The sequence below is a fragment of the Ensifer sp. ENS10 genome, assembly GCF_014852025.1.
In the GTDB taxonomy this organism is placed as follows: domain Bacteria; phylum Pseudomonadota; class Alphaproteobacteria; order Rhizobiales; family Rhizobiaceae; genus Ensifer.
Window position 1 is genome coordinate 171,747 of record NZ_JACVAS010000009.1, and the last position, 24,310, is coordinate 196,056.

General features: G+C 59.7%; 25 protein-coding genes and 1 pseudogene. 21 read left to right on the top strand and 5 right to left on the bottom strand.

What is annotated here, in order from left to right:
• Positions 1 to 13: 13 nt before the first annotated feature.
• On the bottom strand, positions 14 to 2,287 hold the full coding sequence (locus IB265_RS26925) for a NosR/NirI family protein (RefSeq protein ID WP_192495361.1): 2,274 nt from the start codon (positions 2,285 to 2,287) through the stop codon (positions 14 to 16).
• Between the two features lie 172 nt (positions 2,288 to 2,459).
• Here IB265_RS26925 and IB265_RS26930 point away from each other — a divergent pair, with 172 nt between their 5' ends.
• Positions 2,460 to 3,311 (top strand): ferritin family protein, encoded by an 852-nt coding sequence (locus tag IB265_RS26930; RefSeq protein WP_246806050.1) that lies wholly within the window; start codon positions 2,460 to 2,462, stop codon positions 3,309 to 3,311.
• 127 nt (positions 3,312 to 3,438) lie between these two features.
• Here IB265_RS26930 and IB265_RS26935 read toward each other — a convergent pair whose 3' ends face one another.
• Complete coding sequence (locus IB265_RS26935) at positions 3,439 to 3,960, bottom strand: prepilin peptidase (protein WP_192495362.1); 522 nt, start codon at positions 3,958 to 3,960, stop codon at positions 3,439 to 3,441.
• Positions 3,961 to 4,290: 330 nt separating this feature from the next.
• Between IB265_RS26935 and IB265_RS26940 the strand changes: the two genes are divergently transcribed.
• From IB265_RS26940 to IB265_RS27005, 14 genes are all read left to right on the top strand, one after another.
• Positions 4,291 to 4,512 carry a hypothetical protein gene (locus IB265_RS26940; RefSeq protein WP_192495363.1) on the top strand — a complete coding sequence of 74 codons (222 nt, stop codon included), beginning with the start codon at positions 4,291 to 4,293 and terminating at the stop codon, positions 4,510 to 4,512.
• A 97-nt stretch (positions 4,513 to 4,609) separates the two neighbouring features.
• On the top strand, positions 4,610 to 5,611 hold the full coding sequence (gene cpaB / locus IB265_RS26945; protein WP_192495364.1) for a Flp pilus assembly protein CpaB: 1,002 nt from the start codon (positions 4,610 to 4,612) through the stop codon (positions 5,609 to 5,611).
• A 64-nt stretch (positions 5,612 to 5,675) separates the two neighbouring features.
• Entirely contained in the window at positions 5,676 to 7,160 is a 1,485-nt protein-coding gene (locus IB265_RS26950; protein WP_192495475.1) for a type II and III secretion system protein family protein, read from the top strand.
• Positions 7,144 to 7,446 (top strand): hypothetical protein, encoded by a 303-nt coding sequence (locus IB265_RS26955; RefSeq protein ID WP_375293087.1) that lies wholly within the window; start codon positions 7,144 to 7,146, stop codon positions 7,444 to 7,446. The genes IB265_RS26950 and IB265_RS26955 overlap by 17 nt, the downstream gene beginning before the upstream one ends.
• Before the next feature lie 93 nt (positions 7,447 to 7,539).
• Positions 7,540 to 9,105 (top strand): TadE/TadG family type IV pilus assembly protein, encoded by a 1,566-nt coding sequence (locus IB265_RS26960; RefSeq protein WP_375293086.1) that lies wholly within the window; start codon positions 7,540 to 7,542, stop codon positions 9,103 to 9,105.
• Positions 9,105 to 9,584, top strand: a complete 480-nt coding sequence (locus IB265_RS26965; protein WP_192495477.1) for a TadE/TadG family type IV pilus assembly protein — start codon at positions 9,105 to 9,107, stop codon at positions 9,582 to 9,584. Before IB265_RS26960 ends, IB265_RS26965 begins: the two co-directional genes overlap by 1 nt.
• Entirely contained in the window at positions 9,578 to 10,201 is a 624-nt protein-coding gene (locus tag IB265_RS26970; RefSeq protein ID WP_192495366.1) for a TadE/TadG family type IV pilus assembly protein, read from the top strand. Before IB265_RS26965 ends, IB265_RS26970 begins: the two co-directional genes overlap by 7 nt.
• Before the next feature lie 28 nt (positions 10,202 to 10,229).
• The gene (locus tag IB265_RS26975) at positions 10,230 to 11,372 is read left to right on the top strand and encodes a pilus assembly protein (protein ID WP_192495367.1); all 1,143 of its coding nucleotides are present in this window, start codon (positions 10,230 to 10,232) and stop codon (positions 11,370 to 11,372) included.
• A gap of 68 nt (positions 11,373 to 11,440) precedes the next feature.
• Positions 11,441 to 11,974 (top strand): L,D-transpeptidase, encoded by a 534-nt coding sequence (locus IB265_RS26980; protein WP_192495368.1) that lies wholly within the window; start codon positions 11,441 to 11,443, stop codon positions 11,972 to 11,974.
• Positions 11,975 to 11,993: 19 nt separating this feature from the next.
• Positions 11,994 to 13,454 carry a CpaF family protein gene (locus IB265_RS26985; RefSeq protein ID WP_192495369.1) on the top strand — a complete coding sequence of 487 codons (1,461 nt, stop codon included), beginning with the start codon at positions 11,994 to 11,996 and terminating at the stop codon, positions 13,452 to 13,454.
• On the top strand, positions 13,451 to 14,404 hold the full coding sequence (locus IB265_RS26990; protein ID WP_192495370.1) for a type II secretion system F family protein: 954 nt from the start codon (positions 13,451 to 13,453) through the stop codon (positions 14,402 to 14,404). The genes IB265_RS26985 and IB265_RS26990 overlap by 4 nt, the downstream gene beginning before the upstream one ends.
• Before the next feature lie 7 nt (positions 14,405 to 14,411).
• The gene (locus tag IB265_RS26995) at positions 14,412 to 15,356 is read left to right on the top strand and encodes a type II secretion system F family protein (RefSeq protein ID WP_192495371.1); all 945 of its coding nucleotides are present in this window, start codon (positions 14,412 to 14,414) and stop codon (positions 15,354 to 15,356) included.
• Positions 15,357 to 15,372: 16 nt separating this feature from the next.
• Entirely contained in the window at positions 15,373 to 16,677 is a 1,305-nt protein-coding gene (locus IB265_RS27000) for an AAA family ATPase (protein WP_192495372.1), read from the top strand.
• Positions 16,678 to 16,867: 190 nt separating this feature from the next.
• Complete coding sequence (locus IB265_RS27005; protein WP_192495373.1) at positions 16,868 to 17,446, top strand: hypothetical protein; 579 nt, start codon at positions 16,868 to 16,870, stop codon at positions 17,444 to 17,446.
• Positions 17,447 to 17,585: 139 nt separating this feature from the next.
• Here the strand turns inward: IB265_RS27005 and IB265_RS27010 are convergent, their stop codons facing one another.
• Positions 17,586 to 18,098, bottom strand: coding sequence for a tetratricopeptide repeat protein (locus IB265_RS27010; protein ID WP_246806051.1), 513 nt, complete (start codon positions 18,096 to 18,098; stop codon positions 17,586 to 17,588).
• Between the two features lie 338 nt (positions 18,099 to 18,436).
• Between IB265_RS27010 and IB265_RS27015 the strand changes: the two genes are divergently transcribed.
• Positions 18,437 to 18,946: a hypothetical protein gene (locus IB265_RS27015; protein ID WP_192495375.1), complete on the top strand. Its 510-nt coding sequence runs from the start codon at positions 18,437 to 18,439 to the stop codon at positions 18,944 to 18,946.
• Positions 18,947 to 19,193: 247 nt separating this feature from the next.
• Positions 19,194 to 19,646, top strand: coding sequence for a DUF2721 domain-containing protein (locus IB265_RS27020; protein WP_192495376.1), 453 nt, complete (start codon positions 19,194 to 19,196; stop codon positions 19,644 to 19,646).
• A gap of 110 nt (positions 19,647 to 19,756) precedes the next feature.
• Here the strand turns inward: IB265_RS27020 and IB265_RS27025 are convergent, their stop codons facing one another.
• Both IB265_RS27025 and IB265_RS37625 read right to left on the bottom strand, forming a co-directional pair.
• Entirely contained in the window at positions 19,757 to 20,017 is a 261-nt protein-coding gene (locus IB265_RS27025) for a helix-turn-helix domain-containing protein (protein WP_192495377.1), read from the bottom strand.
• Positions 19,998 to 20,191 (bottom strand): annotated as a pseudogene (locus IB265_RS37625) (glycine betaine/L-proline ABC transporter ATP-binding protein); the annotation flags it as partial. The gene IB265_RS27025 and the pseudogene IB265_RS37625, both read right to left, overlap by 20 nt.
• A 358-nt stretch (positions 20,192 to 20,549) precedes the next feature.
• Between IB265_RS37625 and IB265_RS27030 the strand changes: the two are divergent.
• The 4 genes from IB265_RS27030 to IB265_RS27045 all read left to right on the top strand — a co-directional run bounded on the left by IB265_RS27030 (position 20,550) and on the right by IB265_RS27045 (position 24,300).
• Positions 20,550 to 21,332 carry a GntR family transcriptional regulator gene (locus IB265_RS27030; protein WP_192495378.1) on the top strand — a complete coding sequence of 261 codons (783 nt, stop codon included), beginning with the start codon at positions 20,550 to 20,552 and terminating at the stop codon, positions 21,330 to 21,332.
• Between the two features lie 27 nt (positions 21,333 to 21,359).
• Entirely contained in the window at positions 21,360 to 22,475 is a 1,116-nt protein-coding gene (locus IB265_RS27035; RefSeq protein WP_192495379.1) for an ABC transporter ATP-binding protein, read from the top strand.
• Positions 22,476 to 22,482: 7 nt separating this feature from the next.
• The gene (locus IB265_RS27040; RefSeq protein WP_246806053.1) at positions 22,483 to 23,412 is read left to right on the top strand and encodes an ABC transporter permease subunit; all 930 of its coding nucleotides are present in this window, start codon (positions 22,483 to 22,485) and stop codon (positions 23,410 to 23,412) included.
• Between the two features lie 186 nt (positions 23,413 to 23,598).
• Positions 23,599 to 24,300 (top strand): carbohydrate ABC transporter permease, encoded by a 702-nt coding sequence (locus tag IB265_RS27045; RefSeq protein ID WP_246806054.1) that lies wholly within the window; start codon positions 23,599 to 23,601, stop codon positions 24,298 to 24,300.
• The last annotated feature ends 10 nt before the right edge of the window (positions 24,301 to 24,310 follow it).

Consider the following 24,310-nt stretch of genomic DNA (forward strand, 5'->3'; position numbering starts at 1 on the left):
TTTTATGATGGCGTCAGGCGGGCTCGCCTGTGGCCTCTTCCTTGCCGCCGATCGGCTTGCCCTTGTGGGTAACCACGGTTTTTGCCGGCGCCTGTCCCCTCGATGCGGGGGTGGAAAGCGCCATGAATTTCTCTCGCTTCAGCCGCACCTGGATCATGTGCGGGCAGCGTTGGTCGTCCTGGTAGAGTTCCTGGCAGTGCATGCAGTAGATGCACTCGTTAACGTTGATCTGCCCTTCAGGGTGGATCGACTGCACCGGACATTCCTTGGCGCAGCGCTGGCATGGCGAGCCGCATTCGGGCCAGCGTTTCAGCCATTCGAACATGCGGATGCGTCCGGGAATGGCGAGCGCTGCACCGAGCGGGCAGAGATAGCGGCAGTAGAAACGCTCGATGAAGAGCCCCGCAGCCAGCAGCGTCAAAGCGAAGAGGACGAAGGGCCACTCGCGCGCGAACTTCAGAATGATCGCCGTCTTGAAGGGTTCGATCTCGGCAAATGTCTCAGCCAGTGCCAGCGAATAGAGCGACAGGCCGAACAGTCCGAGGAAGATGATGTATTTCACCGGCCAGAGGCGCTCATGCAGACCCCAGGGCAGTTTGATCTGGGGCACCTTCAGCCATCTGGCGATGCCGTTCGTAAGTTCCTGCAATGCGCCAAATGGGCAGAGCCAGCCGCAGAACGGACCGCGCCCCCAAAACAGCAGAGCCGCCGCCACTGCCGCCCAGAGAATGAAGATCAACGGCGCCGAGAGGAAGAACTCCCAATGAAAACCGGTGATCAGCGAATTCACGAACGTGAGGACATTGACGACGGAAAGCTGCGCATTGGCAAACCAGCCAAGCCAGACCAGGGCGAAAAGCAGGTAGCCGCGTCGTACCCAGCCGAACAGTTTCGGCCTGCTGACGAGCCAGTTCTGAAAGAAGAAGATCGCGGTCAGAACCAGCAGTCCGGCAAAGGTGATGACGATGGAGATGCGGCTCATTTCCCAGATGCCGACCCAGAGCGGCGCCTGTTCGTCATCCAGCGGACCTGGCTCCGCAGCGGTTTGCGCGGGGGCAGTGGCAGGCTGGGCTGCCGCCGAAGCAGGAGCTGCTTCGACGATCATGTAATGCTCGGGCAGCGTGTATCCGAGATCGTAGGGCAGGGTGGCCTTGTCGCGCACGCCGGTGCTGCGCTGGACCAGGAGCTGCAGTTCCCATGGCTCGGTGACGTCGAAGGTGAAGCTGTCGGGAATGATGTAGAGGGCGATTTCGCGCAAGCGAGGGGCGCCTTCGGCGGCGATCTGTGTCAGCCGCGTGTGGTCGCGGTCGCGGAAGCGCAAGCCTTGCCCGTCCTGCAGCAGTTCGATGCGATCGAAGATGCCGCCGCGCACATAGCCTGACCCCTTGAACGAATAGGTACCGTCACCCGCGACCAGGATGGCCGACTGTCCCGGATTCAGCCGCTTGGCAAGGCGCGCATAGCCCTCTTCGCCAAGCAAGCTCTTGCCGATGGAAGGCACGCTGACGGGTGCGAGATAGAGATCGATGAAGCGGTCCTTGGGTTCGGTCGTTTCGGGCTTGTCGGCCGCGTCCTTGTGACCGGCCCTAAGGAAAGCCTCCGACACCTCACCAACGTCGAGTCGAAGGCTGCGGATCGAACCGTCTCCGAGAAGAGTTTGCCAGTCGCGGATATCCTGTTGCGCAGCATCGAGCGTTCGGACCGGTGCAGTGCTGGCAACCGCCCTTGCGGCCTTGTCGCCGAGCCTGCCGCTCCGCACCAGCTTGACGGCCGAGCGCACCACGCTGTCGCCCATTACCAGGACGGTAACGGTCGCGCCGCTGACGATGTCGACCTGAGGCGGGCGCTCGGCGCCCGAGGCAACGCGAGATAGATCTCGGCCAATGACCGAGTTCAGCGCTTCGACGACGCGGGCTTCCGGTATGCCGATCAGCACGATCGGCTCCTTGTGATCCACAAGCTTCAGCCCACGCACAACGCCGGTCTTGTCGATCCCGACGACGATATGGATCGGCTTGCCGGAATAGCCGGTCGAGTTGGTGAAATCAGAGTTGAGATAGGCGTAGCCGGCGATGTCGGCACCCTTGTGGACGGGCACGATTGCCGGTTCGCCTACGGGGTCACCGAAGCGATCGGCGCCGGCGAAAAGCTCCGTCGGCTGTACCTTGGCGAGGTAGGCGGAGAGGCCGTCGGCGGCGAACGCTTGGCTCGCAGCGGTAAGGGCCGCGATGAAAAACGCAAGAAAAACGGCCAGACCGTGTTTTCGGATGGGGACGTTCTTCGGCATTCGCATTCCATCTGGCGCAGCGGCTGTTCTCACATCGATCCTGTGCCGCGCCGCGATCTTCGGCACAGGAATTCGGGCGGAAGTTAGCGGCACAGACGGCGTAATCGTTGCGCCAGATCAACCAACGGTTTTTTTGTTTCCGTAGGATGGGGCACCACTTTCGGAGGACTTCATGCCAAAACTGACCGAAGAACCGCCCGTGCTGGATACCATGGAGGGCCTGATGCAAAGGGCCGCGCGTATGGAGCAGGAGGCAATCGAAGGATATGAAACGCTCAGGGACAGGATGTGCGCCGAGGGGCGACCCGAGCTGGTCGCAGTCTTCGAGCGCCTGATCGCTGAGGAACGATCGCACTTGTCTGAGGTCACGGGCTGGTCGAAAGCAAGCGGCGTTGAAGTCACAGGGAACGCGGCCGGGCTTTCGTCGCCGCCTGATCTCTTCGACCCGGAAGGCGCCGATTTGATCCCCGCCGAAGCTCTAAGCGCCTACCGGGCATTCTCCATCGCGGTCAGAAACGAAGAGCGAGCCTTCGAATTCTGGAGCTACGTTGCCGGGCGAGCTCCTTCGCAAGAGATCCGGCAGGCAGCCGAAAGGATGGCCCGCGAGGAATTGGGGCACGTCGCGACGTTGCGGCGCGAGCGGCGGCTGGCCTTTCATCGCACACGCCAGGATGCCGCCTCCGGTGCCGACCCCACGCTTGGAGATCTCGAGCGGCGGCTCCACCAGCAGCTGCTGGGCCTCGGAGATCTTTCAGATTTGCGGGAACTAACCCGCTTTGTGCAGGACGCGAAAGAACGTCTCGCGAGATGTCGCGACCTTCACGTGGCCTGCAAGCCCAATATCGACGGGTTTTCTCCGGCAGCGTTCGAACGTCCAGCCGTGCTTTGCGGCATCGTGCTTGACTGTTACCTCGATCTCATGGCGCGCGAGAAGAATGAAGATGTGCTTGTCTTCGCCCAGGAGGCTGCCTCCCAACTGGTGCAGTGCCTTCTGTTCTTGCGCGAGTTGCCGCCGCGGCCGTGAGCTTGCGTTTGCGACGATACTGGATCGGATCATCTCGAAAGGTGATGACGGGGCGAGTTCCGTCGCCGGTTGCCGTCGCCGCGAACTTCCCTAGCGTTGTTCAAGGCGCGCGGTTTGGCACGCTTGTTTAAGCTTTGTGGTGACCGAGGGCCATCGTGACGAGGGTTGCGAAGACCATGATGACGCCGTACGGGATCTTGCGGCTGATGCGGATCTCTTCGATCCGCATGATCACAGCGTAGTGCGCGAACGCCAAGGGCATCGGCAACCTCAAGGCCAGCATGGTCAATATCCCGCCGATCAGCAGGAAAACGGCAAAGGGGAGCATGCCGTGCCAGCCGACGAAGAGGCCAATCGGCAGGAATAGTTTGGCGTCGCCGGCCCCGAACAACCGAAAGGCCCAGAGCGCCACCCCGAGCGTGAATAGCAGTAAGCCAGCCCCGATATCGCCTCCGACGCCGTCGAGCGAGAAGAGCGCGGCGCCGATGTCCTGTGTTGTCGTGAGCCGGATCACGGCGCCCAGTGCGTAGACGGAGACGAGCACGAGCACGACGCCGTTCGGAATGCGCCAGCACTGGAAGTCGCTCCAAGCGGAGTAGAGAAAGAACGCCGCCGCTACCAAAGGGATTATGTTGATAAGTTCTGTCATGGTTCACCAGTTCTGCGCGATAGGTGATCTCAGATGCAATTGTGTAGCTCTTCCAAAGGCTTCGCAAGAAACCGCGGATCAGAAAAGTTCAAGAAATATTACAGGATGTCATGTTTCCGCAGGCGATCTCTCTATTGACCCTTAAAATATAGGGGTTCTGATTTTAACCATAACCCAAAGATGGCTCATATCACTTCGTATTAGAAGTTGACGATATAATAATTAAGGGATTATTAATAATGTCAGTCGGAGAGGTGGTCTCGATGACAGGCGAGGGCCGGGGAAGTAAGCGGTCACGCAAAAATTATACTGTGTTGGAGGTAATTCTCGATGAAAGCACTTTTGACAAAAGTCCGCGCTTTCGCGCGGGAAGAAGACGGCGTAGCGCTGACGGAATATCTTATTCTGCTTGGTCTGCTTGTCGGGGGCGTTATTGTTGCGGTGACCGGAGCAGGTGATAGCCTCTCGACGGCTTGGACCTCCTGGGGTGGCTTCTTTGAGAATAGCCTGACCTGCACAACTGACGCCGCAACTGGTGTGACCTGCAGTTAACTTTTATTTAACGATGGCGATGGAGCGAATTATTAACCTCCATCGCCATATATTATGATTTAATAAAGTATTTGGTTCGTACTAGCGAGTACTGGTGATGCGCTCCTCTACGATTATTAGTCTTGCTGTCGCCTTTGTGCTTGCACTCACTGCGGTTTTCGCGACACGGGCCTACTTGGCTGACCAAAAGGCGCGACTTGCAACCGCAAATGGTCTGCAGGCGCATGAAAAAACACTGGTCGTCGCCGCCAAGGCGATGCGCTTCGGCGACCGGGTTCGCCCCGAAAATCTGAAAACCATTCCTTGGCCTTCCGACGAAAGACCTGAAGGCTCGTTCCAGGCGATCGAGGCCGTTCTCGGTGACAAGGACGAACCGCGCTATGCGATGGAGGCGATCGACCCCGGCGAACCGGTGCTCACCTCAAAGATCACCGGCGCCGGCGAACGCGCCACCCTCTCGGCTGCCCTCGATCAAGGGATGAAGGCCGTATCCATCCGCGTCAACGACGTGCTCGGCGTTGCCGGTTTCGTTCGCCCCTCGGATCGGGTCGACGTACTCCTGACCCGCGTTAGCCGCAACACCAAGAGCGGCAATGAGCAGACCTCGGTGGATGTGTTGTTGCAGGGCGTGAAGGTGCTTGCCGTCGACCAGACGGCCGACGAGCGCAAGGATGAACCCTCGGTCGTGAAAACCGTCACTTTCGAAGTGACGACCGACGAAGCGCAGCGGCTGACGCTTGGCGCCAATATCGGCACGCTGTCGCTGGCTCTTCGCAATATCGCCTCGGCCTCCGTCGAGCAGACCCGGCCAGTCACAGTGGCGGACCTGGGCGGGGGCCCCATTGCCGCGGAACTCGCGCAAAATGCCGACGACGGCCGATTCGATCTGATCGAACGCATGGTCCGCAAGGTCGGCGAGGACCTCGGAGGCCGGATCAATTCCGTCGAAAGCAAAATGAATGCACCTGTAGGCGAAAAACAGGTGCAAATCGTCGAGCGGAATGTCGAGCCGGTCTTGCCGGTTGAACCGAAGTGGGCGACGGTCGGTGTCTGGAGCACGAACAAACGGGAAGAGTACCGGGTGGGGCAGATCCAGTAACGTGGAATTTAACCTGCCCCGTCGAGGGGCAGGGCCAGCTTCGAGGAGAGGGGCTTTGGCAGGAATGAGGGGAAGCGTAAGACACGCGGCAAGACGCAGGGCCCTCGCGGCGACGGTTGCGATCGTTTCGGTCTGCGGCTTTTGGGGGCCTGGCCTTGTCGGTTCGGCGGACGCGCAGGAGAAGTTCATCAATCTCGGCGGGTCGGTTCAGCAGGTGGTGCTTCCGCCCAACGACACGATAACAATCGCGACAGGCAAGCCTTTCGGCGATCTCGTGATTGGCAGCGCGGAACTCATCGATGTGGTGCCACTCTCCGACAAATCACTTTTCATCCGCGCCAAGAAAAACGGGGCGACGAACATCTCGGTTTATGGCGACGACAAGAAGCTTCTTGGTGTCATCGACATTCGTGTCGCCAGCGATTTCAGCGAAGTGGCGTCCGCCATCCGCGCAGCGTCACCCGGATCGCAGGTCCGGGTGATCAACTCGAACGACCGCATCCGCCTGACGGGCATGGTGCGCGACGCCACCGAGTTGCAGCGGGTGCTGGAAATCGCTCAGTCCTATTCCGACCAGCCGGTTCTCAATCAGTTGCGCGTCAACGACTCTCAGCAGGTTATGCTGGAAGTTCGGGTGATCGAGGCGTCGCGGCAAACCGGTCGTGACCTCGGCATCGGTTGGGCAGGGGCGGGCAGGAATGGCATCGGTAAGGCGACGACCAGCCAGGGAATCGGCGTCAAGGACGGCGGGCTGGTGCGCACCCTAGGGGATGCGGCCGGTGCAGCAACGGGCATGCAGCCCTTCGGCCAGTTGATCGCCAAGGTTCTCGAGATTTCCGGCGGCCAGATCGACATCGTGATCAATGCGTTGGAGCAGAAGGGACTGGTGCGGCGCCTCGCCCAACCGAATCTGATCGCCATGAGCGGCGAGACCGCCAGCTTCCATGCCGGCGGCGAGGTCCCGATCCAGACGACTGTGGCCAACGGGGCGACGCTTGCGACCCAGACCGACTACCGGCCGTTCGGCGTGCGGCTGACGTTCACGCCGGTGGTGCTCGATGGCGGACTGATCAGCTTGAAGGTCGAGCCGGAAGTTTCCGAGATCGACACATCGATCAACGTCAACGGCAATCCCGGCTTCATTTCGCGTGCGGCCAAGACTACGGTGGCGTTACGCGACGGCCAGAGCTTCGCAATGGCCGGTCTCTTGCAGTCGACCAACGCCAAGGACATCCAGCAATTGCCGGTATTGGGGCAACTTCCCGTGCTCGGCGCACTGTTCCGCTCGACCAGCTTTCTGAAAAAGGAATCCGATCTCGTCATCGTCGTCACGCCGCATATCGTGCGGCCGGCGACGCCCGGCGAGGCACTTTACAGCCCGCTCGACCAGACGCGCTCGTCGAACGACGTCGAGCTCTTTGCCCTTGGCGTGCTGGAGGTGGACAAGGACATGCTGCGCCGCTTCCGCAACGGCGAAGGCGTCACCGGCCCTTATGGCCACAGGCTCGATCTCGACACGGGAGGCGTCCTTGCTGTTGCGAAGAAGTAAGCGCGCAATCCTGGTTCTGGCGGCGACAAGCCTGGTTTCCGGCTGCGCCGATTACATGAACCACAGGGACTCGATCACCTTCGGGCTTGGAAACGCGGTGGAGGCCAATAAGGGCATCCACATCCAAGATCCGTTCCCCCGCGCGGCGCAGAACACGCGCATCGCGGCCGATGGCAAGGTGGTGAGCAGAGTCATACGTGGCTATCAGGGTGGCGGAGGATCTCCCGCGGTGGTCATCCCGCCGCCGGCCCAAATGGGCGGCAACGGAGCGGCGTCCGGCAACTGACGGGGCACGCGGCGTTTGATGCGGCAGCAATGCCGGAAAGAACTGCAATAGAAACAACACGACGCGACGGTGAGCCGCCGCGATCGGAGAGACATGCCTATGTTGAACAGGGCAATCAAACGGTTCTGGGACGACCATCGAGGTTACGTCATCGCGTTGACGCTCATTGCGATGCCGCTGCTGCTGGGCTTTTCTCTTATCGTCATCGACGTCGGCCGCAGTGCCAATCTCCATACTGATCTTCAGAACGCGGTCGACGCCATGGCTCTGGCGGGAGCCCGCGAGCTCGACGGCCGGGACGACGCGATCACCCGCGCCGAGGCTGCGATCGAAAAGCTTGCCAACACCGCGGCCTTCGGCGCCGGCGGGACTGGCATGTCGATGGGATCATACATCACGGTCGCTTACGATGCGGGGAACGATGCGGCGAGCACCGTGACGGTCAAGTTCCTGAAGGGCATTCCCGGTGACGGGACCTTCGCGGGCGATGACGACGATCCGATTACCGAGGCGATGGTCACGACGGACCCGAACGAGGCCGGCTATGCCTGGGTCACGGCCAAGGACCAGGCGATGCAGACGATCTTCCCTGTGCCCGTCGGGCTTGATCGCGATACAATCAATGTTTCCGCCGATGCGGTGGCGGTCTATCGGATGGCTGCGTGCGATATTGCGCCGGTGTTCATCTGCAACCCGTTTGAAGGTCAGGGCAAGACCGTCAACCAAGCATTCGAGGATGGGGACTTTCACGGTGCCCTGATATCCATGCATCTTCCCGCCAGCCAGGGTGCTCCTGCCGGCCCCGGCAACTTCGGATTTCTCGAGGTTCCAGACGGTAATGGCGCCTCAGACCTCAGGGCATATTTTGCCGGATCCGGCGCGCCGATGTGCCTTACGAGAAATAAAACGGTCACGACCAAACCCGGCAATACTGGTTCCGTTGAGGAGGCAATCAATACGAGATTCGACATGATGGAAGGCGGCGCTGTGCCGGGTAATTTCACTGCCGGCCCTCCAGCAGTCAATGTGCGAAAGGGCGCTCAGAAGAAGGGCAAAGGCGCCGCTACCTGTGACGCAAAGCCCACATTGTCCATCGACCCAGTGGTCGATAACGTTATGGCCTTCCCAGACGATCAAACATACCTTGTTAATGTACCGACAAGCGGCGCTCGCGTTGGCAAGGGTGACTGGAACCTGGCGAATTACTGGCTGGTCAACTACGGCGAATCATCCCTGCCGGCCGCGTTGCAGGGCACGCCGCGGCCTTCCCGCTATGAAGTATATCAATACGAGATTGCCCACGGCTACTATCAGCGGCAGTCTCAAGGCGGAGAGACCGGAAGGGCGATGTGTTACAAGAATGGGAGCGAGGATCCACCTGCCTTTCCGGACAGACGGATAACCGTCGCAGCGTTGGTGGACTGTGGGACGCAAGGCGCAATTAATGGCAAGGGGGATCTCGATGTTGCCGCATTCGGCAAGGTGTTTCTAACCCGTCCCGTGAAAACGCACAACAATGTCGCCAAGTCAAAAGGTAGTCCGACCGAGATACCCTTCCAGTACAATGCCATCGACATAGAAATCGTGGATATTACCGGTCCGGGCGGCCTTGGGTCTATGGAGGAGTACCTCCGTGAAGAATCAGAGTTGGTCCGATGATGATCGCGCTGCGAAATTTTGTCCGCCGTCCGTTCCGTCGCTTCCGGTCAGGGGAGGATGGAGCAGTGCTAACCGAAGCGTTGATCGCCATACCTTTCGTTACCCTCTTTGCCGCCGGCATCCTCGAATTCGGCAATATCTTCTGGCAGCGGATGCAGATCGACGCTGGTCTCCGGGATGCTGGCCGCTATCTCGCGCGGTGCCGGCAGGCGTCGGGGACCTACACGCCGACCTGCAGCCAGGCGACAGCCAAGCTGATTGCCTTCTATGGAACGCAGAGCCCCGCCTCGGGGGCGAATTTGCGTGTTACCGGCTGGGGGCCTGCTCTTGCGGATATCACGATCATTCCTGTCGATGCCGATGGCACGATCACCGTGCAGACGTCACATCTTTATGAAAGCTCGCCGATCTTCTCCTGGCTCGGCATCGATCAGATCACCATCAGCTCCTCCCACGAAGAGAGGTATATCGGATGGTAAAGCGTCGATCGCCCGTCTCCTTCTGGCAGGACCAGCACGGCGTGGCACTTACCGAAGGGCTGATATCGCTGCCGCTCGTCCTTTTGGTGTTTGCGGCCTTCGTCGAGTTCGGCTTCGCCATGTCGCAATGGAACCAGACGGTCAAGGCGTTGCAACTTGGTGCCCGCCTCGCAGCCGTCTCCGAGCCCCTGACCAGCGACTTCGCCGATGTGTTTCCGACCGACGCCGACGATCCGTTGGACAACGGTGACGCGACCCCAAACAACGCGACGATATCGTCCACTTGCGGGCCCGATCTCGCCAATTGCAGCGACCAATTGACCCGGATTGTCATGGGAAGCGACGGTGTCTGCGGCGTAGCGGGTGATCCGAACCCGGGCATCTGCGACCTCAATTGGCGGATCCAGCCGAAAAACCTGGTGGTGACCTACCAGCGCTCCGGCCTCGGCTACTGGGGGCGGCCGAACGGGCCGGTGCTGACTATGCGGCTGGAAGTGCGCAACGTCACATTCGACCTGCCGCTGCTTGGCGCGCTGCTGGGATTGGATCAGGTCGAAGTTCCCGCTCACCCGGTGACACTGACGACGGAAGACCTCGAGACATGTTCAAGCTGCTGAGCCCTTCAATTCTGCTTGGGGAAGCGAGATGACCGCACACATGAACTTTGCAACGACAACCAAGATACTCATTCTCTCCGACGATGCGGCAGCGGCGAGCCTCATGCTGGATACGTTTGGGTCGCTTTCGCGTTACGAGGCGCGGCACATGTCGTTGAGCGTGTTGGGCGAGGCGGGAAAGGTCGACCCGACGCAGTTCAACCTGATCATATTGGATGTCGACAATGGCGAGGCCCTCTGTCGTCAAGAGATCGCCCAGTTGCGCGCCAAGCACCGCAACATTCCAATGGTCGTCGTATCCGAGGTTCTTTCCGACGAGCTGATGCGCCTGCTGTTTCGGCTGAACGGCGACGACTGGCTGAAAAAGCCGCTCGAGCGCCGCGCACTGATCGATATGATCTCGACGCATGCGCCAGGTGTCAGCGGCAATGAGAGCCGGGTTCACGCCATCGTTGCGGCCGTGGGCGGTGCCGGAGCGAGCGTGATTTCCTCTTCGCTAGCACACATACTGGCGCAACCGACGAAGGGCGTCGCGCCGCGGGTTGGTCTCTTCGATCTCGATTTTTCGTCCGGTTCCCTCGGCTACTACCTCAATCTTGTCAACGACTACGATTTGAAGACCGTTGTCGCGAATCCGGCACGTGTCGATCTCGAATTCATCGATCTCGTCCGCAAGCGCCATTCGGGTGGCTTCACGCTGCTGTCTTTCAAGCAGCCCTCCATATTGCTGGAACCCAAGGGAGCAGAGCTAGCGCTGCGCATGCTCGATGTTGCGGCATTCGAGAGCGACCACATGGTGATCGACGTGCCCTACTACGAAACGCCCTGGAAGAGCGACGTACTGTCTTCAGTCAACAGCATTTCCATCGTCACTGAAACGACCATCCCTTCGCTGCATCAGGCAAAGGACCTGTTTGCCAATCTCGTGCGCCTACGCGGCGGCGCCGACGGGATCCAGGTCGTGATCAACAAGTACCGCACCAAGCTCTTCAGCCTCGGGGTGCGCCGGGAGCAGGTCGACAAGCTGTTCAAGGACACGCATGCCCACATCATTCCTTATGACTGGGATACGCTGAGTGAGGCAGTGAACCGTGGTGTCCTGCCCCACGAGGTCAATTCGCGCTCGCCATTCTGTGGCGCCGTCGGCAAGCTCGGGGCTCTCGTCAGATGAGGGCACTCCTACGCGGCAGCAGCAGGTTACTGGGACGAGGCGACGAGGTCGCCAATTGCTGCCGATGGATGCCGGCTGTATTGCTCCTAGGGGCGTTGGTGATTGCGCCGCCGGCTGTGATGGCCGGCGGGACAGTGCCGCGCACTCTCGGGCCGAAAACGAGCACGGTAGTGTCGATCGGGAAGGCCTACCCGGCCGGTACGATCGTCGTCGCCAGCCAGGCAAGAACGCTTGATCTCGTCATCTCCGGCAAGCGCGCGATCCGCTATCGGATCGGTGTCGGCCGCGACGGTTTCCGCTGGAGCGGCGTGGTGAAGGTTGGACGGAAGGCCGAGTGGCCCGACTGGCGGCCGCCGGCCGAGATGAAAGCGCGCGCACCGGAGCTGCCGGAGCTGGTGCCTCCCGGTCCATTCAATCCCCTCGGCGCCCGAGGCATCTATCTCTACCGAGGAAAAGCCGACACACTTTACCGCATCCACGGAACGAATGAGCAGTCGACGGTCGGGCAATTCGCCTCGTCCGGCTGTTTCCGCATGAGCAATGCCGACATCATCGATCTCTACGAGCGGGTGAGGGTCGGAGCAACGGTGATCGTCGAATAGTCGAACAAGGTGGGAAACGATGGCAACCGGGTTCATTGGACGTTTCTACAAACAGCAGCAGCAGCCGGATGAGGAGAACGTTCGGGAAGCTCCTGAGCCTGGCTCGATGCCCGTGGCTGAAGCCGCGCCCATACCCAGTCCGGAGGCAGCCGGCGCTGCGGCAAGTGCCAGGCTGGAAGAGTCGCTCGGGCTCGACATGGTGGCGGAGCGGGTCAACCTGCATCGCCACCTGCTCGATCGCATCAACCTCGGCATTCTCGACACGATGGACGATGAGGAAATCGCCACCGAGATCAGGCCACTCGTCAAAGACTACATCCGACGCAACAATTTCCCGCTCAATGCGAAGGAAATCAACGACCTGATCCGCGACATCACCGACGAGATGCTCGGCCTCGGACCAATCGAACCGCTGCTGGCCGACGACTCCGTCGCCGATATCCTGATCAACGGTTACAACAGCGTCTATGTCGAACGCCGTGGCAAGCTTGAAAGCACGGCCGTACGCTTCAAGGACGAAGATCATCTGCTGCGCGTGATCAACAAGATCGTCTCTGCCGTCGGAAGACGTGTGGATGAGTCGACACCGCTCGTCGATGCTCGGTTGAAGGATGGGTCGCGCGTCAACGTCGCCATCCGGCCGATTTCAGTCGACGGACCGCTGGTATCGATCCGCAAGTTCACGCGCAAACCTTTGACGCTTGAGCGTCTCGTCGAGCACGGCGCGATGGCAAATGCGATGCGGATACTCTTGAGCGCTGCCGTCAAGGGCCGGGTGTCCATGATTATCTCCGGCGGTACGGGCTCGGGCAAGACAACCCTGCTCAACGCCCTTTCGTCGCAGATTTCCGTCAAGGAGCGCTTGATCACCATTGAAGACGCGGCCGAACTGCAACTGCAGCAACCGCATGTCGGACGGCTGGAAACGAGACCGCCGACCCTCGACGGCCGCAACGAAGTGCGCCAGCGCGAACTCCTGAAAAATGCGCTGCGCATGCGCCCGGACCGCATCATCGTCGGCGAAGTCCGCGGTGAAGAGGCCTTCGACATGCTGCAGGCGATGAACACCGGCCACGAAGGCTCCATGACAACCATTCACGCCAACACGCCGCGCGACGCGGTCGGGCGACTTGAGCAGATGGTCGGCATGGCCGGTATGCCCATGTCGCAGCTCAGCATCCGCTCTCAGATCGCTTCGGCGATCACCATCATCGTCCAGGTCCAGCGTCTCAGCGACGGCAGCCGCAAGGTCGTTTCGATCTCCGAGATCACCGGCATGGAGGGCGAGGTGGTGCAGATGCAGGAGATCATGCGGTTCAGGCGCGTTGCCACCGACGAGAGCGGTCGCATCCAGGGCGAATTCCGGGCGACTGGCCTTCGTCCCCGTTTCGTCGAAGAGTTTGCCGAACTCGGGATCGTCGTACCTGCAGCGATCTTCGATCCGGGGAAACCGCTGCAAACGGGGGTGGTTGAATCATGACCTTGCTGATCCTCTACGCGGCTGTGTTCATTGGCGCGCTGATTTCTGTCGAGGCGCTGTTACGCAGCTACTTCCGGAAATCCGAGCGCCAGCGTGCCGTCAATGATCGGCTGAGCCTGCTTGATGCAAGCGAGGACCACCTCAAGACTTACCGTGCGATGCTGAAGGCGCGCGGTGCTGATGAAGACTGGCGATCATTGCCTTTTGTTCAGCGCGTCCGGCAATTCTATACTCAATCAGGCATCAAGTTCGACGCGCAGCGTTTTGCACTCTATGGGATCGCTGGCGCGGTCCTGGTCTGGTTTGTCGTCCAATTCCTGATTCCGAGCACTCTGATCCGGATCCCAGTCTTCCTGCTAATCTGCCTTCTCATCCCAGTCATCGCCGTCTGGCGCACTCGGGCCAGCCGGATTCGCAAATTTACCCTTAAGCTTCCTGAGGCACTCGACGTTGCCAATCGCAGCCTGTCCGCAGGCCATCCACTGCCGGCCGCGATTTCCCTCGTGGCGCGCGAATTGCCCGATCCGGTCGGGACGGAATTTGGCCTGCTCTCGGATGAGTTGACCTACGGCACCACCTTGGATGACGCCCTCGTCAATCTCAGTCAGCGTGTCGGCGCGGAAGACCTGAACCTGCTGGCAATCGCCTTGAGTGTCCAGGCTGGCACGGGCGGAAATCTGGTCGAAATCCTTCAAAATCTCTCAAAGACCCTGCGTGATCGCACGATGCTGAAGGCCAAGGTTAAAGCGATCTCGTCGGAAGGGCGGATCACCGCGATTTTCATGTCGATTTATCCGTTCCTTCTCTACGCGCTGATCAAGGCCCTTGCGCCGACCTACTTCGATCCGGTTTGGGCAAGCGGCCACGGCACGACAGTCGTCGCCGTATTGAGCGTGGTCATGCTCATCGGCAACATCATTCTCTATAAGATGGTCCACTTCGAATATTGAGGCCACCATGGGTGAGTACGGAATCTACATCGTCGTCTTCTTCGCGGTACTGATATTCGCCGGCGTTTCCTCGGAGCTGGTGTTTCGCCGACGCGAGGTCGGCGTCCGGTTGTCGGAGACGACTGCAAAGGCGGGTGCCGATGATCTCCAGTTCGGCGATAGCGCCCTCGTCGACCTGGGAGAGGCGGAGAACCGCTTGATCCGCCGCTACTTTGAAATTACCAGGCGCGACCAAAATGCCAATTCCACACAGAATCGGCTGATCCGGGCCGGATATTTCGCAGCCGGTGCGGTTCCCGTGTTTCAAATCGTGCGCGCGCTCGTCTGCGGTGCGGTCATGGTCGCGGCGGCCTGGGCGCTGGACCGCTTCGTTCCCGAGATGTCCAGGCTGGCGATCCTGCTCGTCGCGATGATCGGGACCGGTGCCATGTTCGTGCTGGTCAATATCTACATCGACCGCAGGGGCGACGCCAAGGAACGGGAATATAGACGGCTCTTCCCCGATTTCATGGACATGCTGATCGTCTGCCTTGACGCGGGCATGAGCATTGAGGCGGCAGCGGATCGTGTCGCCCGGGAGTTCGTTCAGAAACGTCAGGATTTTGGCCTGCATTTGTCGATTATGATGCTGGAGGTGCGCGGTGGTCGTCGATTGCGCGAGGCCCTAACCAATCTCGCAACACGTTTGCGGATCGACGAGGCGCGCTCGCTTGCGGTGCTTTTCCGCCAATCGGAGGAACTCGGAACCAGCGTTACCCAGACGCTTCGTGTCTACAGCAAGGAAATGCGCGATCTCCGCGTCATTCGCGCCGAAGAGAAGGCCAATGCCCTGCCGATCAAGATGCTGTTGCCACTCGGCGCCTTCCTGTTTCCAGTCAGTCTTATCATCGTGCTTGTTCCCATCGTCCTTCGCGTCATAGGCATTCTCACCGGCTTGAAGCCCGGTGGCTAGGGAGGAGTGAGGCTCCATGCAGTATTCGCCAAGTCAAGACCGTGAAGACTTTGCCCTAGCGCTTGATCGGCGCATGCCGGTGGTACCGCTAAGTCTTGAAGAAACCGGACTGGAATTATCGTTCCTGCTGCGTCTGGCGGCCAAGTGCGCGACCGAGCAGGACACGGTTACGGCTTCGCATCTCGCCGACCGGATGAAGCTGTCGAAAGTGCTGACCAATCTGCTCATCAAGGAACTGGTAAAGCTGTCCTATCTCGAGGCGAGAGGCCTTGCCGGCGAAGACGTCAGGTCCGACATTCGCTATGCGCTCTCGGTCAAGGGCTTGGATTATGCGCAGGTGGCCCTGCGGCAGTCGGAATACGTCGGCCCGGCCCCGGTGTCGCTCGATGCTTTCTGTCACCAGATCGGCTTGCAGTCGATAAATCACGAACGCGTCACTTTCGAGCGGCTCGTCCGCAGCCTGGACGGGCTGGTGCTGTCGCCGGCGTTGGTCGAGAAGCTGGGGCCGGCGGTCAATTCGGGCCGTTCCATCCTTCTTTATGGTCCGCCCGGCAACGGCAAGACCAGCATTGCCGAGCGGACCTCCGAGCTTTTCATCCAGACGATTTGGGTCCCCTATGCCATCGAGGTCGGCGGCTACGTCATCAGTTTCTACGACGAGGCGACGCATCAGGCTGTGAGAGAGCCGACGATCAAACCGCACCCGAAAACCGATCAACGATGGGTGGAATGCCGACGGCCCGTCATCAAGACCGGCGGGGAGCTCACGCTCGACCTTCTCGACCTCATCTACAACCCCGGATCCAGAGCTTACGAAGCGCCAATGCATCTGAAGGCGTCGGGTGGGGTGTTCATCATCGATGACTTCGGGCGCCAGCAGGACCGGCCGCAAGCGCTCATCAACCGCTGGATCGTCCCACTCGAGCGTGGCTACGACTTTCTGACGTTGCATACCGGGAAGAAGTTCAAGGTGCCGTTCGATGAACTCGTCGTCTTCTCGACCAACATTCCCCCGCGGGAGATCTCCGACGAAGCCGGCCTGCGACGCCTGAAATATAAGATATATGTGAATAACCCGTCGCGGGATGAATATGTTCGCATCTTCGAGTCCTACGCCCGCGTGGGCGCGATAGACTTGATCGGCGATGATTTGCACTTGTTCTACGACAGGAAGTACCGAGGGGATACGCGTGCGTCCTGTTACCACCCCAAATACCTCCTGGATTTCATCTCCTCCTATTGCGAATTCAACGACCTGCCGAAGGTCGCGTCGCTGGAGATGCTGGAGCGTGCTTGGGGAGGGGTGTTCACATTGGATTGAGGCGGAAAGCTGAGCCGGTCTCGGCCTGGGCGTCGCAGTCTTGTTAAGGTATGTCTGAAATGCTTGTGCAGGCTGGCCATCGGGCAAAAGCGCAAAACAGATAAAGCGCGCACGGTCCAGTTGCGTGACGTGGGGTTTCGGGGATAGGTAGAGTCAGGGCCACGGCCAAGTTTGGTGACGGAGGAATTCGATGACACATATTTCGAATGTCGATGTCGAAATCGAGCCCGACGTCGAATTGCGGCGCAGAGAGCACGGCGCGAAGGAGCCAAGCCGCTCGAGAAGCATGCCGATCATTGCGCTGGGACTCATGCTGCTGCCGCTCAATGCCGGCATCCTGCTTTACACGGCAAAGAATGCCGCAGACGTGCGCGAAAGCCGTGAAACCCTTTCTGCACTCAAACGCTCGATCGACGGCATGAAGCAGCAGATCAGCAAACAGGCCGTGAACATTGCCGGCGGGGCTAAGGCCGATGATATGGCGGCTGTTCGTAAATTCGTTGAGGAGTTGCAGAAGGATGTCGCTGACCTCGATGGCCGCATGGGCACGAGCATGTTCGCATCCAGTGGCAGCATGATCATCAGTGCGCCGGGGAAAGAAGTGACCCAGCGCCTGGCGCCATCATCCTATTCGGTGTCCGCTCCGGAATCCGCTGTTGACGATGTCCTCGCCGCAGCTGACCCTCAGGGCGGTTCCATCGCCAACCTGCCGCGCTATGAGCGAACTGTCTCGGCGGACGGCAAGCTTGTTCTAAGAAAGGTGCGCTAGGTCGAGCGCGCCTCCACGCAGGTTCTTGCTTCGCGGACGGGGAAGTGCCGCCGCGCTTTGCGCTCTCAGAAAAAGTTGCAAGGCGAGCTCACTCCAGGCGGTTTGGCGCTGAGGGAGTTGAGCGTAGGGCGAGGGCGACTTACCGTTGAGCGTATTTGACGCTGTTTTTCATCAATTCTAGGTTCTTCGCCGTGGTCTCGTTTGACGGGTCGATCTCGTATGCTTTCAGGAAGTAGGTGCGGGCGCCCGGCAGATCGCCGCGCAGCAGGTGGGAATAGCCGATATTGTTGTAGTAGACGGCTGTACCCCCGATCATCTTGGAAAGCTGCGCATAGGCACGATCCGAAGTATCAAAGCGACCGACCATGTCGGACGAGGCCGCAAAGCCCAGCCATGCCGCAGGATCTCGCGGAAAGACCTCAACCGCCCGCTTGTAGATCGCGTAGGACTTTCCGTAGTTCTTTTCCTGGAACTGGAGCTTGCCCGTGGTCACCAGCTCATCGTCCTTGTAGAAGGCAACCGCCGAATCATCGTTGAGCGTTTTCGCGCTATCGCCGAAGGCGGCGACATCGTCGAGTGCATCCGATTGGCACCCGCCTAGCAACAGCACCCCCGCGAGCAGCGTAACGCGGCCTATTTTTCTCCGAGACATTTCCATTACATTCCCCCGATTGCGGGCATCCTAGCCTCGCCTAGAAATGAGCTCACCGGAAATCTTCCAGAAAAATAACTAATAAAGATAGAATTGAAACTGGGAGTCGCAATAAAGAGACACATGCTGGCAGTCTGCCCGCATCTCCCTCCGTGATTCCGCCCTTCAGCCCTGAAAATCAAGGGGTTGGAGTCGACAGACGCCGATGAGGGCGGCCCCGTGAAACCGCGAGATATTCCGATCCAGGCGGCAATCTCGTAAGCCTCAATTAAGCATCGTCTTATATTTTCTGTCCGACACATCCCACATCGGGTGGGCAGGCATGAAGGAATGGAGCCATGCGAGCGTTAGCGCTGACCATCATTCGACTTGGGCCCTGCGGAGCCTACTTGCTCGCAACCATCTCGCTTCTGAGCGTTGCGCTGCTTGGCAACACTCCGTCCAGCCCGCTCGCTTGGGCCTTGTACACGACCATGTTGCCGACGACGCGCACGCTTATACTGACGCTCGTAACCGCTTCCGACATGGTCTTTTGGGGCGTGACCTTGACGCTTCTTGTCGCCGCCGCCGTTGGCGGTTATCTCGCGGTTCGGCCGGAGCGACATCTGCGGCTGCGCTTCATTCATGCGCACGCGGCGCTCGTCGCCTCCGGGCTCGCTGTGCTCCAGATATCGCAAAACAGCGCTGGGCTCGCCAGTATTTCGTTTTCGCAACTTCCGCCAGTTGACTGGTCACTCGTCGACGGCTCGTCTGCGGCGTTCGCCCTGTTCGTTCTGATCCTCTTAGCCTGCGTTAGCGCTCATGCGGCGGTCATCAAGAGCATCCGTTTCGCTCGTCATTGCACCTAATGAAATGACGAGCCTGCCGAGGATGTCTTTTTTGAACGAGAGTTCACGGGCTTCCTATCCGGGATCGAGGATATCGCTTCACGCATTGATCTGATGCCATGCGATCAAGCAGGCGGCTCTCGGGAAGAAGTTGCGGAAAGTCGTCTGAGCTGCCGCCGGAAAATTGTCTATTTTTGCGGCTGTAGCTTGATCGGATGCTACTCACATCAAGGCGAACACTCTCGCGCGGAAGTTATTAAGAGCACGCATGGAGCCACCAGCAATCGTCAACGACTTGGCCTCGATCATCCAGACGTCCCTGGCGCCTGTCTTCCTGCTCGCCGGTACAGCCGGTTTTGTCAATGTCTATGCGACACGTCTCGGCAGGGTCTCGGATCGGGTTAACGAGGTGGGGGAAAAGGACGGGGACGATGAGGCGCGGCGCATGCAACTGGACTATCTGCGCCGGCGGACGTTTGCCCTGGAGATAGCGGTTGTCTTGGGAACCTTGGCTGCGATCTGTACAGGCTGCGCGATCCTTAACCTGCTTGCCGGCGCGCTCGCGTTCGGCTTTCGTGAGGAAAACCTGTTCTGGTTCTTCGGCGGTGCGATCGTCTCGCTCATCGTCTCGCTCGTGGCGTTCCTGTTTGAGATGCTGATTGCCGGCCGGAACATGCTGCGCCAGATGCGGATGGATCAGTCAACCGCCAGGCGCGATTGAGCTTCGCGAGACGACGGTGAGCTGCGAACGCAGCCACCGGTCTCCGTCTACCTGGTTCAGGGCGTCCGGACCGAGTGACGAAGACGTTCCCACGGTTTGCCCGTTGAGCTTTATCGCGCCTCCGCAGGACCTCTGCCTTGCCCATTTAGAAGCCAGGCAATGTTCACCTGCAGAATTCGCGCTAGCACGTCGAGGCGGTTGGCTCTCGGCTCGGCGCGATCGTTTTCCCATCTGGTCCAGGTCTCTTCGGTCACGTCGGCGACGGCGGAAATCTGCTCGACGGTAAAGCCGACGGCATCGCGGGCAAGGGAGATGCGGCCACCAATCGTGTCATCGCTGGTATCACGCGGCGCGGACGTCGAAACTCGCATTGTTGACGCCGATGGTGCAGCCCGTCGCTGCGTGGATCTCAGCCTTGGTCTTGCCGGCGCTCAGAAGGCGGAGGGCCTGTTCCGGCCGCTCGCCAAACACCTTGAAGATTTCTTGATACTGATCTTGACCGGTCGGTCGTTCGCCGTGGGGTCGCTCTCAGTTGCAAATGCCATATGTCCTGGGCCCGGCTCCGGAGGCGGGGCACTCTCCTTTGTTTGCTGGGGGCTGATGAAGCAATCAGCGAAGTGGGACGACGCGGTCGCCAGAAGTGCTTCGCAAATACGATAGCACGTCGCAATATGGACGGTGTGCGGCATGCACTTGCTTCTATGTCCATAGAGTAGGAATAAAAATCTATAAGCATCCATGTTGGCTCGTCAGGGAGGAGTGGTTTCGCAGTCTTCCTGCTCTCGCCGGCCGACGGCTGGACGGTTTGGAGGCTCGATCTAAAATCTTGGCCACAGATTTCGCCTTGACAACCGGTTTCTGAGACATCAATCTGATAACTAAGATATCAGTTGGCGAAGAGATATGTCGCGTATTATCGAGATTCCGGCCCTGCCCTTGGAAGAATTGCTTCGGTCAACTCCGATGGAGGGGCCCGGCAACACGACGACCAAGGTCTATCGATTGCTTCGGCAATTGATCGTCGAGGTCAGGCTTCTGCCTGGGCGGGCGTTGCCGGAAAAAGAAGTGGCAGCGCTCCTCAATGTCTCCAAGACCCCGGTGCGCGAGGCGATCATCCGGCTCTCCGAGGAAGGGTTGGTCAAGGTCGTGCCGCAGGGCGGCACCTTTGTCGCGACGATCGAGGTGCAGCGCTACATCGAGGCTTGCTTCATTCGTTTTCGCCTTGAGTCCGGCGCGGCCGCGGAAGCTGCCAAGCGGCATACTCTGGAAGACCTTGGGCGATTGGAGCTTTGTCTCAACCAGCAGGTCGACGCTGTCGCAAACGAGGACTACACGCGCTTCTTCGAGTTGGACGAAGAATTTCACCGGACGATCTTTTCGACGGCGCGGCTCAGCGGCGTCTGGGCCTTCGTCAATCAGGCCAAGGGCGAGATTGACCGGATGCGCCATCTGAAGATGGTATTCGGCGTGCGCAGGACCGGCGAGGTCATCCACGAACACCGCGATATCGTAGATGCGATACGGGATGCATCTCCTGATGAGGCGGTGGCGGCGATGACCCGACACCTGGGCTCGCTCGAAGCCAAGATCACCGAGCTTTCGCGCAATCCGAAGCTGTGGAGCTACATTGAGTCGATCAATGCAACCACAACAGAAAAACGGAAACCACGGCGCAGCCTGACCTGAGGAAGGCGCCGTCGGGAGGAAACTGAAATGTCTGCAGTGGAATTGAACGACGTAGTGAAACGCTACGGCGCACTCGAAGTCGTGCACTCTGTGAACCTGAATGTCGAGCAGGGGGAATTCGTCGTTCTCGTCGGGCCGTCAGGTTGCGGCAAATCGACGACCTTGCGGATGGTGGCGGGCCTGGAGGAGATTTCCGGTGGCACGGTCTCGATCGGCGGGCGGCTCGTCAACCGGGTTGCGCCAAAGGATCGCGACGTGGCGATGGTGTTCCAGAACTACGCCCTCTATCCCCATCTGAACGTCGCCGAGAACATCGCCTTCGGCCTGCGTGTACGGCGCGAGAAGAAGGATGTCATCGACGCCGCCGTCAAGGAAGCGGCCGCCATTCTCGATCTCACCCCCTACCTCGCGCGCAAGCCCGCCGATTTGTCAGGCGGGCAGCGGCAGCGTGTCGCCATGGGGCGGGCCATCGTCCGCAAGCCGCAAGTTTTTCTATTCGACGAGCCTTTGTCGAACCTCGACGCCAAGCTCCGCACCCAGATGCGCGCGGAGATCAAGCGGCTTCACAAACGCATGGGCGTCACCAGCATCTATGTCACCCACGACCAGATCGAGGCGATGACGCTGGCAGACCGCATCGTCGTTATGAACGGCGGCCGCGTCGAACAGGTCGGCACACCGATGGAGCTTTTCCTCAAACCGGCCAATGCCTTCGTTGCGAGCTTTCTTGGTTCGCCGCCCATGAACCTCTTGCGCGCAACGGTCGTCTCCATGGACGGTGAACCAAAGGCGCGCATAGACGCCGCCGGCGCAGAGACGGCCATACTCAGATTACCGAAGACAAGTGGCACATCCCTGCGCGCCGATCAGCGCATCCTGGTCGGCCTCCGACCAGAGCACGTGGCGGTCGGCATGGACGCGAGTGCGGACGTTCAGGAGATTGCAGCGACGGTTGACCTGTTCGAGCCACTCGGCTCCGAGGCTCTGCTGCACACAAGGATTTCTGGCCAACCGATCGTCGCCAAGATCGAAACTCCCGCCGATGTCGAGACGCTCTTGCAAATCGGCAGGCTGCAGATACCGGTGGGTCGTCTTCATGTCTTCGACGCCGAGAGCGGCAAAGCTGTCAACGGACATGCGTGAGGCGAGCATGGCATCGATGATCGCTGGATATTTCAAGCGCCTTGGCGAGGACCTCCGGAAAGACTGGCAGCTTTACCTGCTCGTCCTTCCGATGCTCCTTTGGTTTATGCTCTTCCTCTACAAGCCCATGGAAGGGCTGCAGATTGCATTCAAGGATTTCAGCCCGTTCCGCGGTATCGCCGGAAGCCCCTGGGTGGGTCTTGAGAATTTTCGCACCCTCCTCGGCGACCAGATTTTCATCCGCGCATTCTTCAATACGATCACCATCAGCGGCCTCGGGCTGATCTTCGCGTTCCCCGTGCCGATCGTGCTCGCAATCATGTTCAACGAGCTTCAGAGCGAGTTGGGGCGCAGGTTCTCCCAGACCATCGTCTATCTGCCCCACTTCATCTCGGTGGTGATCGTCGCGGGCATCGTGATCAACCTGCTTTCTCCCACGACAGGCGTGGCCAATCTCATTCTGTCGAGCCTCGGTTTCGACCGGGTCTATTTCCTCACCCAGCCGGAATGGTTCCGCACGGTCTTCATCGGATCGAACATCTGGAAGGAGGCAGGCTTCGAATCGATCGTCTATCTCGCGGCGATCGCCGGCATCAGTCCGACGCTCTACGAATCCGCCCGGGTCGATGGTGCATCGCGCTGGCAGATGATGTGGCGCATCACCCTTCCATGCATTCTTCCCACGATCATCATCATGCTGATCATCCGCATCGGCAATCTCGTTGAGGTCGGGTTCGAATACATCATCCTGCTCTACCAGCCGGCAACCTACCGCACCGCCGACGTCGTCTCGACCTACGTGTACCGGACGGGTCTGCAGGGCACGCAATATGACCTTGCAACCGCCGCCGGGCTCTTCAACGCGGTCATCGCCTTCGCTCTCGTCTTTGCTGCCAACCGGATCAGCCGGAAGGTTTCGACAACTTCGCTCTGGTGAACGTCATGGCTAGCTTCAATCTCTATTCTCGCGGCGACCGGATCTTCGGATATGCGAACGCGACCCTGATCGCGCTCTTCGTACTCTCGACGCTCTACCCGTTCATCTACCTTTTGTCGGTGTCGATCTCATCGGGTGCGGCGGTCACCTCGGGACAGGTCGTGCTGTTGCCGAAGGACCTGACACTTGCCGCCTACGAATTCGTTCTTTCGGATCGGCTCTTCTGGATCGCCTACGGCAAATACCTTCATCTACACCTTCGGCGGCACGGCCGTCAGCCTCGCGATCATGATCCCCGGCGCCTATGCGCTGTCGCGCCCGCGGCTTCGGGGCCGCAAGATCCTCAACCTGATGGTGGCGTTCACCCTGTGGTTCAACGCCGGCATGATCCCGTTCTTCCTGAACATGCGGGATCTCGGGCTGCTCGACTCGCGCTTCGGCATCATCATCGGGTTTGCCTGCAATGCCTTCAACGTCATCCTGCTGCGCAACTTCTTCGAGGCCGTGCCGAAGTCCTTTGAGGAAGCCGCCAAGATGGATGGCGCCAGCGAGTTCCAACTGCTTTGGAAGGTTTTCATCCCCTTGTCCAAACCGGCGATCATCACGGTCGCGCTGTTCTGCATCGTTTCCCGGTGGAACAGCTACTTCTGGGCCATGGTGCTGTTGCGGGGCGAGGAGAAGATCCCGCTTCAGCTCTACCTCAAGCGCATCATCGTCGATCTTACCGCTAACGACGAGTTCGCAAGCAGCCTGCTGACGTCTCGCTACTCGTTCGAGACCGTCACCGCGGCGATCATGATCGCTTCGATCATTCCGGTGCTGCTCATTTATCCAAGCATCCAGAAATACTTCAACAAGGGCATCACCCTTGGCGGAGTGAAAGAATAACGGCCGTCTC

Bases quoted from the DNA above. Each gene is read 5' to 3' on its own strand.
- IB265_RS27035 (WP_192495379.1), top strand. From the start codon at position 21,360: ATGTCTGCAGTGGAATTGAACGACGTAGTGAAACGCTACGGCGCACTC.
- IB265_RS27040 (WP_246806053.1), top strand. From the start codon at position 22,483: ATGGCATCGATGATCGCTGGATATTTCAAGCGCCTTGGCGAGGACCTC.
- cpaB (WP_192495364.1), top strand. From the start codon at position 4,610: ATGCGCTCCTCTACGATTATTAGTCTTGCTGTCGCCTTTGTGCTTGCA.
- IB265_RS26930 (WP_246806050.1), top strand. From the start codon at position 2,460: ATGCCAAAACTGACCGAAGAACCGCCCGTGCTGGATACCATGGAGGGC.
- IB265_RS27015 (WP_192495375.1), top strand. From the start codon at position 18,437: ATGCGAGCGTTAGCGCTGACCATCATTCGACTTGGGCCCTGCGGAGCC.
- IB265_RS27030 (WP_192495378.1), top strand. From the start codon at position 20,550: ATGTCGCGTATTATCGAGATTCCGGCCCTGCCCTTGGAAGAATTGCTT.
- IB265_RS26980 (WP_192495368.1), top strand. From the start codon at position 11,441: ATGCCGGCTGTATTGCTCCTAGGGGCGTTGGTGATTGCGCCGCCGGCT.
- IB265_RS26925 (WP_192495361.1), bottom strand. From the start codon at position 2,287: ATGCCGAAGAACGTCCCCATCCGAAAACACGGTCTGGCCGTTTTTCTT.
- IB265_RS26995 (WP_192495371.1), top strand. From the start codon at position 14,412: ATGGGTGAGTACGGAATCTACATCGTCGTCTTCTTCGCGGTACTGATA.
- IB265_RS27005 (WP_192495373.1), top strand. From the start codon at position 16,868: ATGACACATATTTCGAATGTCGATGTCGAAATCGAGCCCGACGTCGAA.
- IB265_RS26990 (WP_192495370.1), top strand. From the start codon at position 13,451: ATGACCTTGCTGATCCTCTACGCGGCTGTGTTCATTGGCGCGCTGATT.
- IB265_RS26940 (WP_192495363.1), top strand. From the start codon at position 4,291: ATGAAAGCACTTTTGACAAAAGTCCGCGCTTTCGCGCGGGAAGAAGAC.
- IB265_RS26960 (WP_375293086.1), top strand. From the start codon at position 7,540: ATGCCTATGTTGAACAGGGCAATCAAACGGTTCTGGGACGACCATCGA.
- IB265_RS27020 (WP_192495376.1), top strand. From the start codon at position 19,194: ATGGAGCCACCAGCAATCGTCAACGACTTGGCCTCGATCATCCAGACG.
- IB265_RS26975 (WP_192495367.1), top strand. From the start codon at position 10,230: ATGACCGCACACATGAACTTTGCAACGACAACCAAGATACTCATTCTC.
- IB265_RS27025 (WP_192495377.1), bottom strand. From the start codon at position 20,017: ATGCGAGTTTCGACGTCCGCGCCGCGTGATACCAGCGATGACACGATT.
- IB265_RS27010 (WP_246806051.1), bottom strand. From the start codon at position 18,098: ATGTCTCGGAGAAAAATAGGCCGCGTTACGCTGCTCGCGGGGGTGCTG.
- IB265_RS26965 (WP_192495477.1), top strand. From the start codon at position 9,105: ATGATCGCGCTGCGAAATTTTGTCCGCCGTCCGTTCCGTCGCTTCCGG.
- IB265_RS26970 (WP_192495366.1), top strand. From the start codon at position 9,578: ATGGTAAAGCGTCGATCGCCCGTCTCCTTCTGGCAGGACCAGCACGGC.
- IB265_RS26950 (WP_192495475.1), top strand. From the start codon at position 5,676: ATGAGGGGAAGCGTAAGACACGCGGCAAGACGCAGGGCCCTCGCGGCG.
- IB265_RS26985 (WP_192495369.1), top strand. From the start codon at position 11,994: ATGGCAACCGGGTTCATTGGACGTTTCTACAAACAGCAGCAGCAGCCG.
- IB265_RS27000 (WP_192495372.1), top strand. From the start codon at position 15,373: ATGCAGTATTCGCCAAGTCAAGACCGTGAAGACTTTGCCCTAGCGCTT.
- IB265_RS26935 (WP_192495362.1), bottom strand. From the start codon at position 3,960: ATGACAGAACTTATCAACATAATCCCTTTGGTAGCGGCGGCGTTCTTT.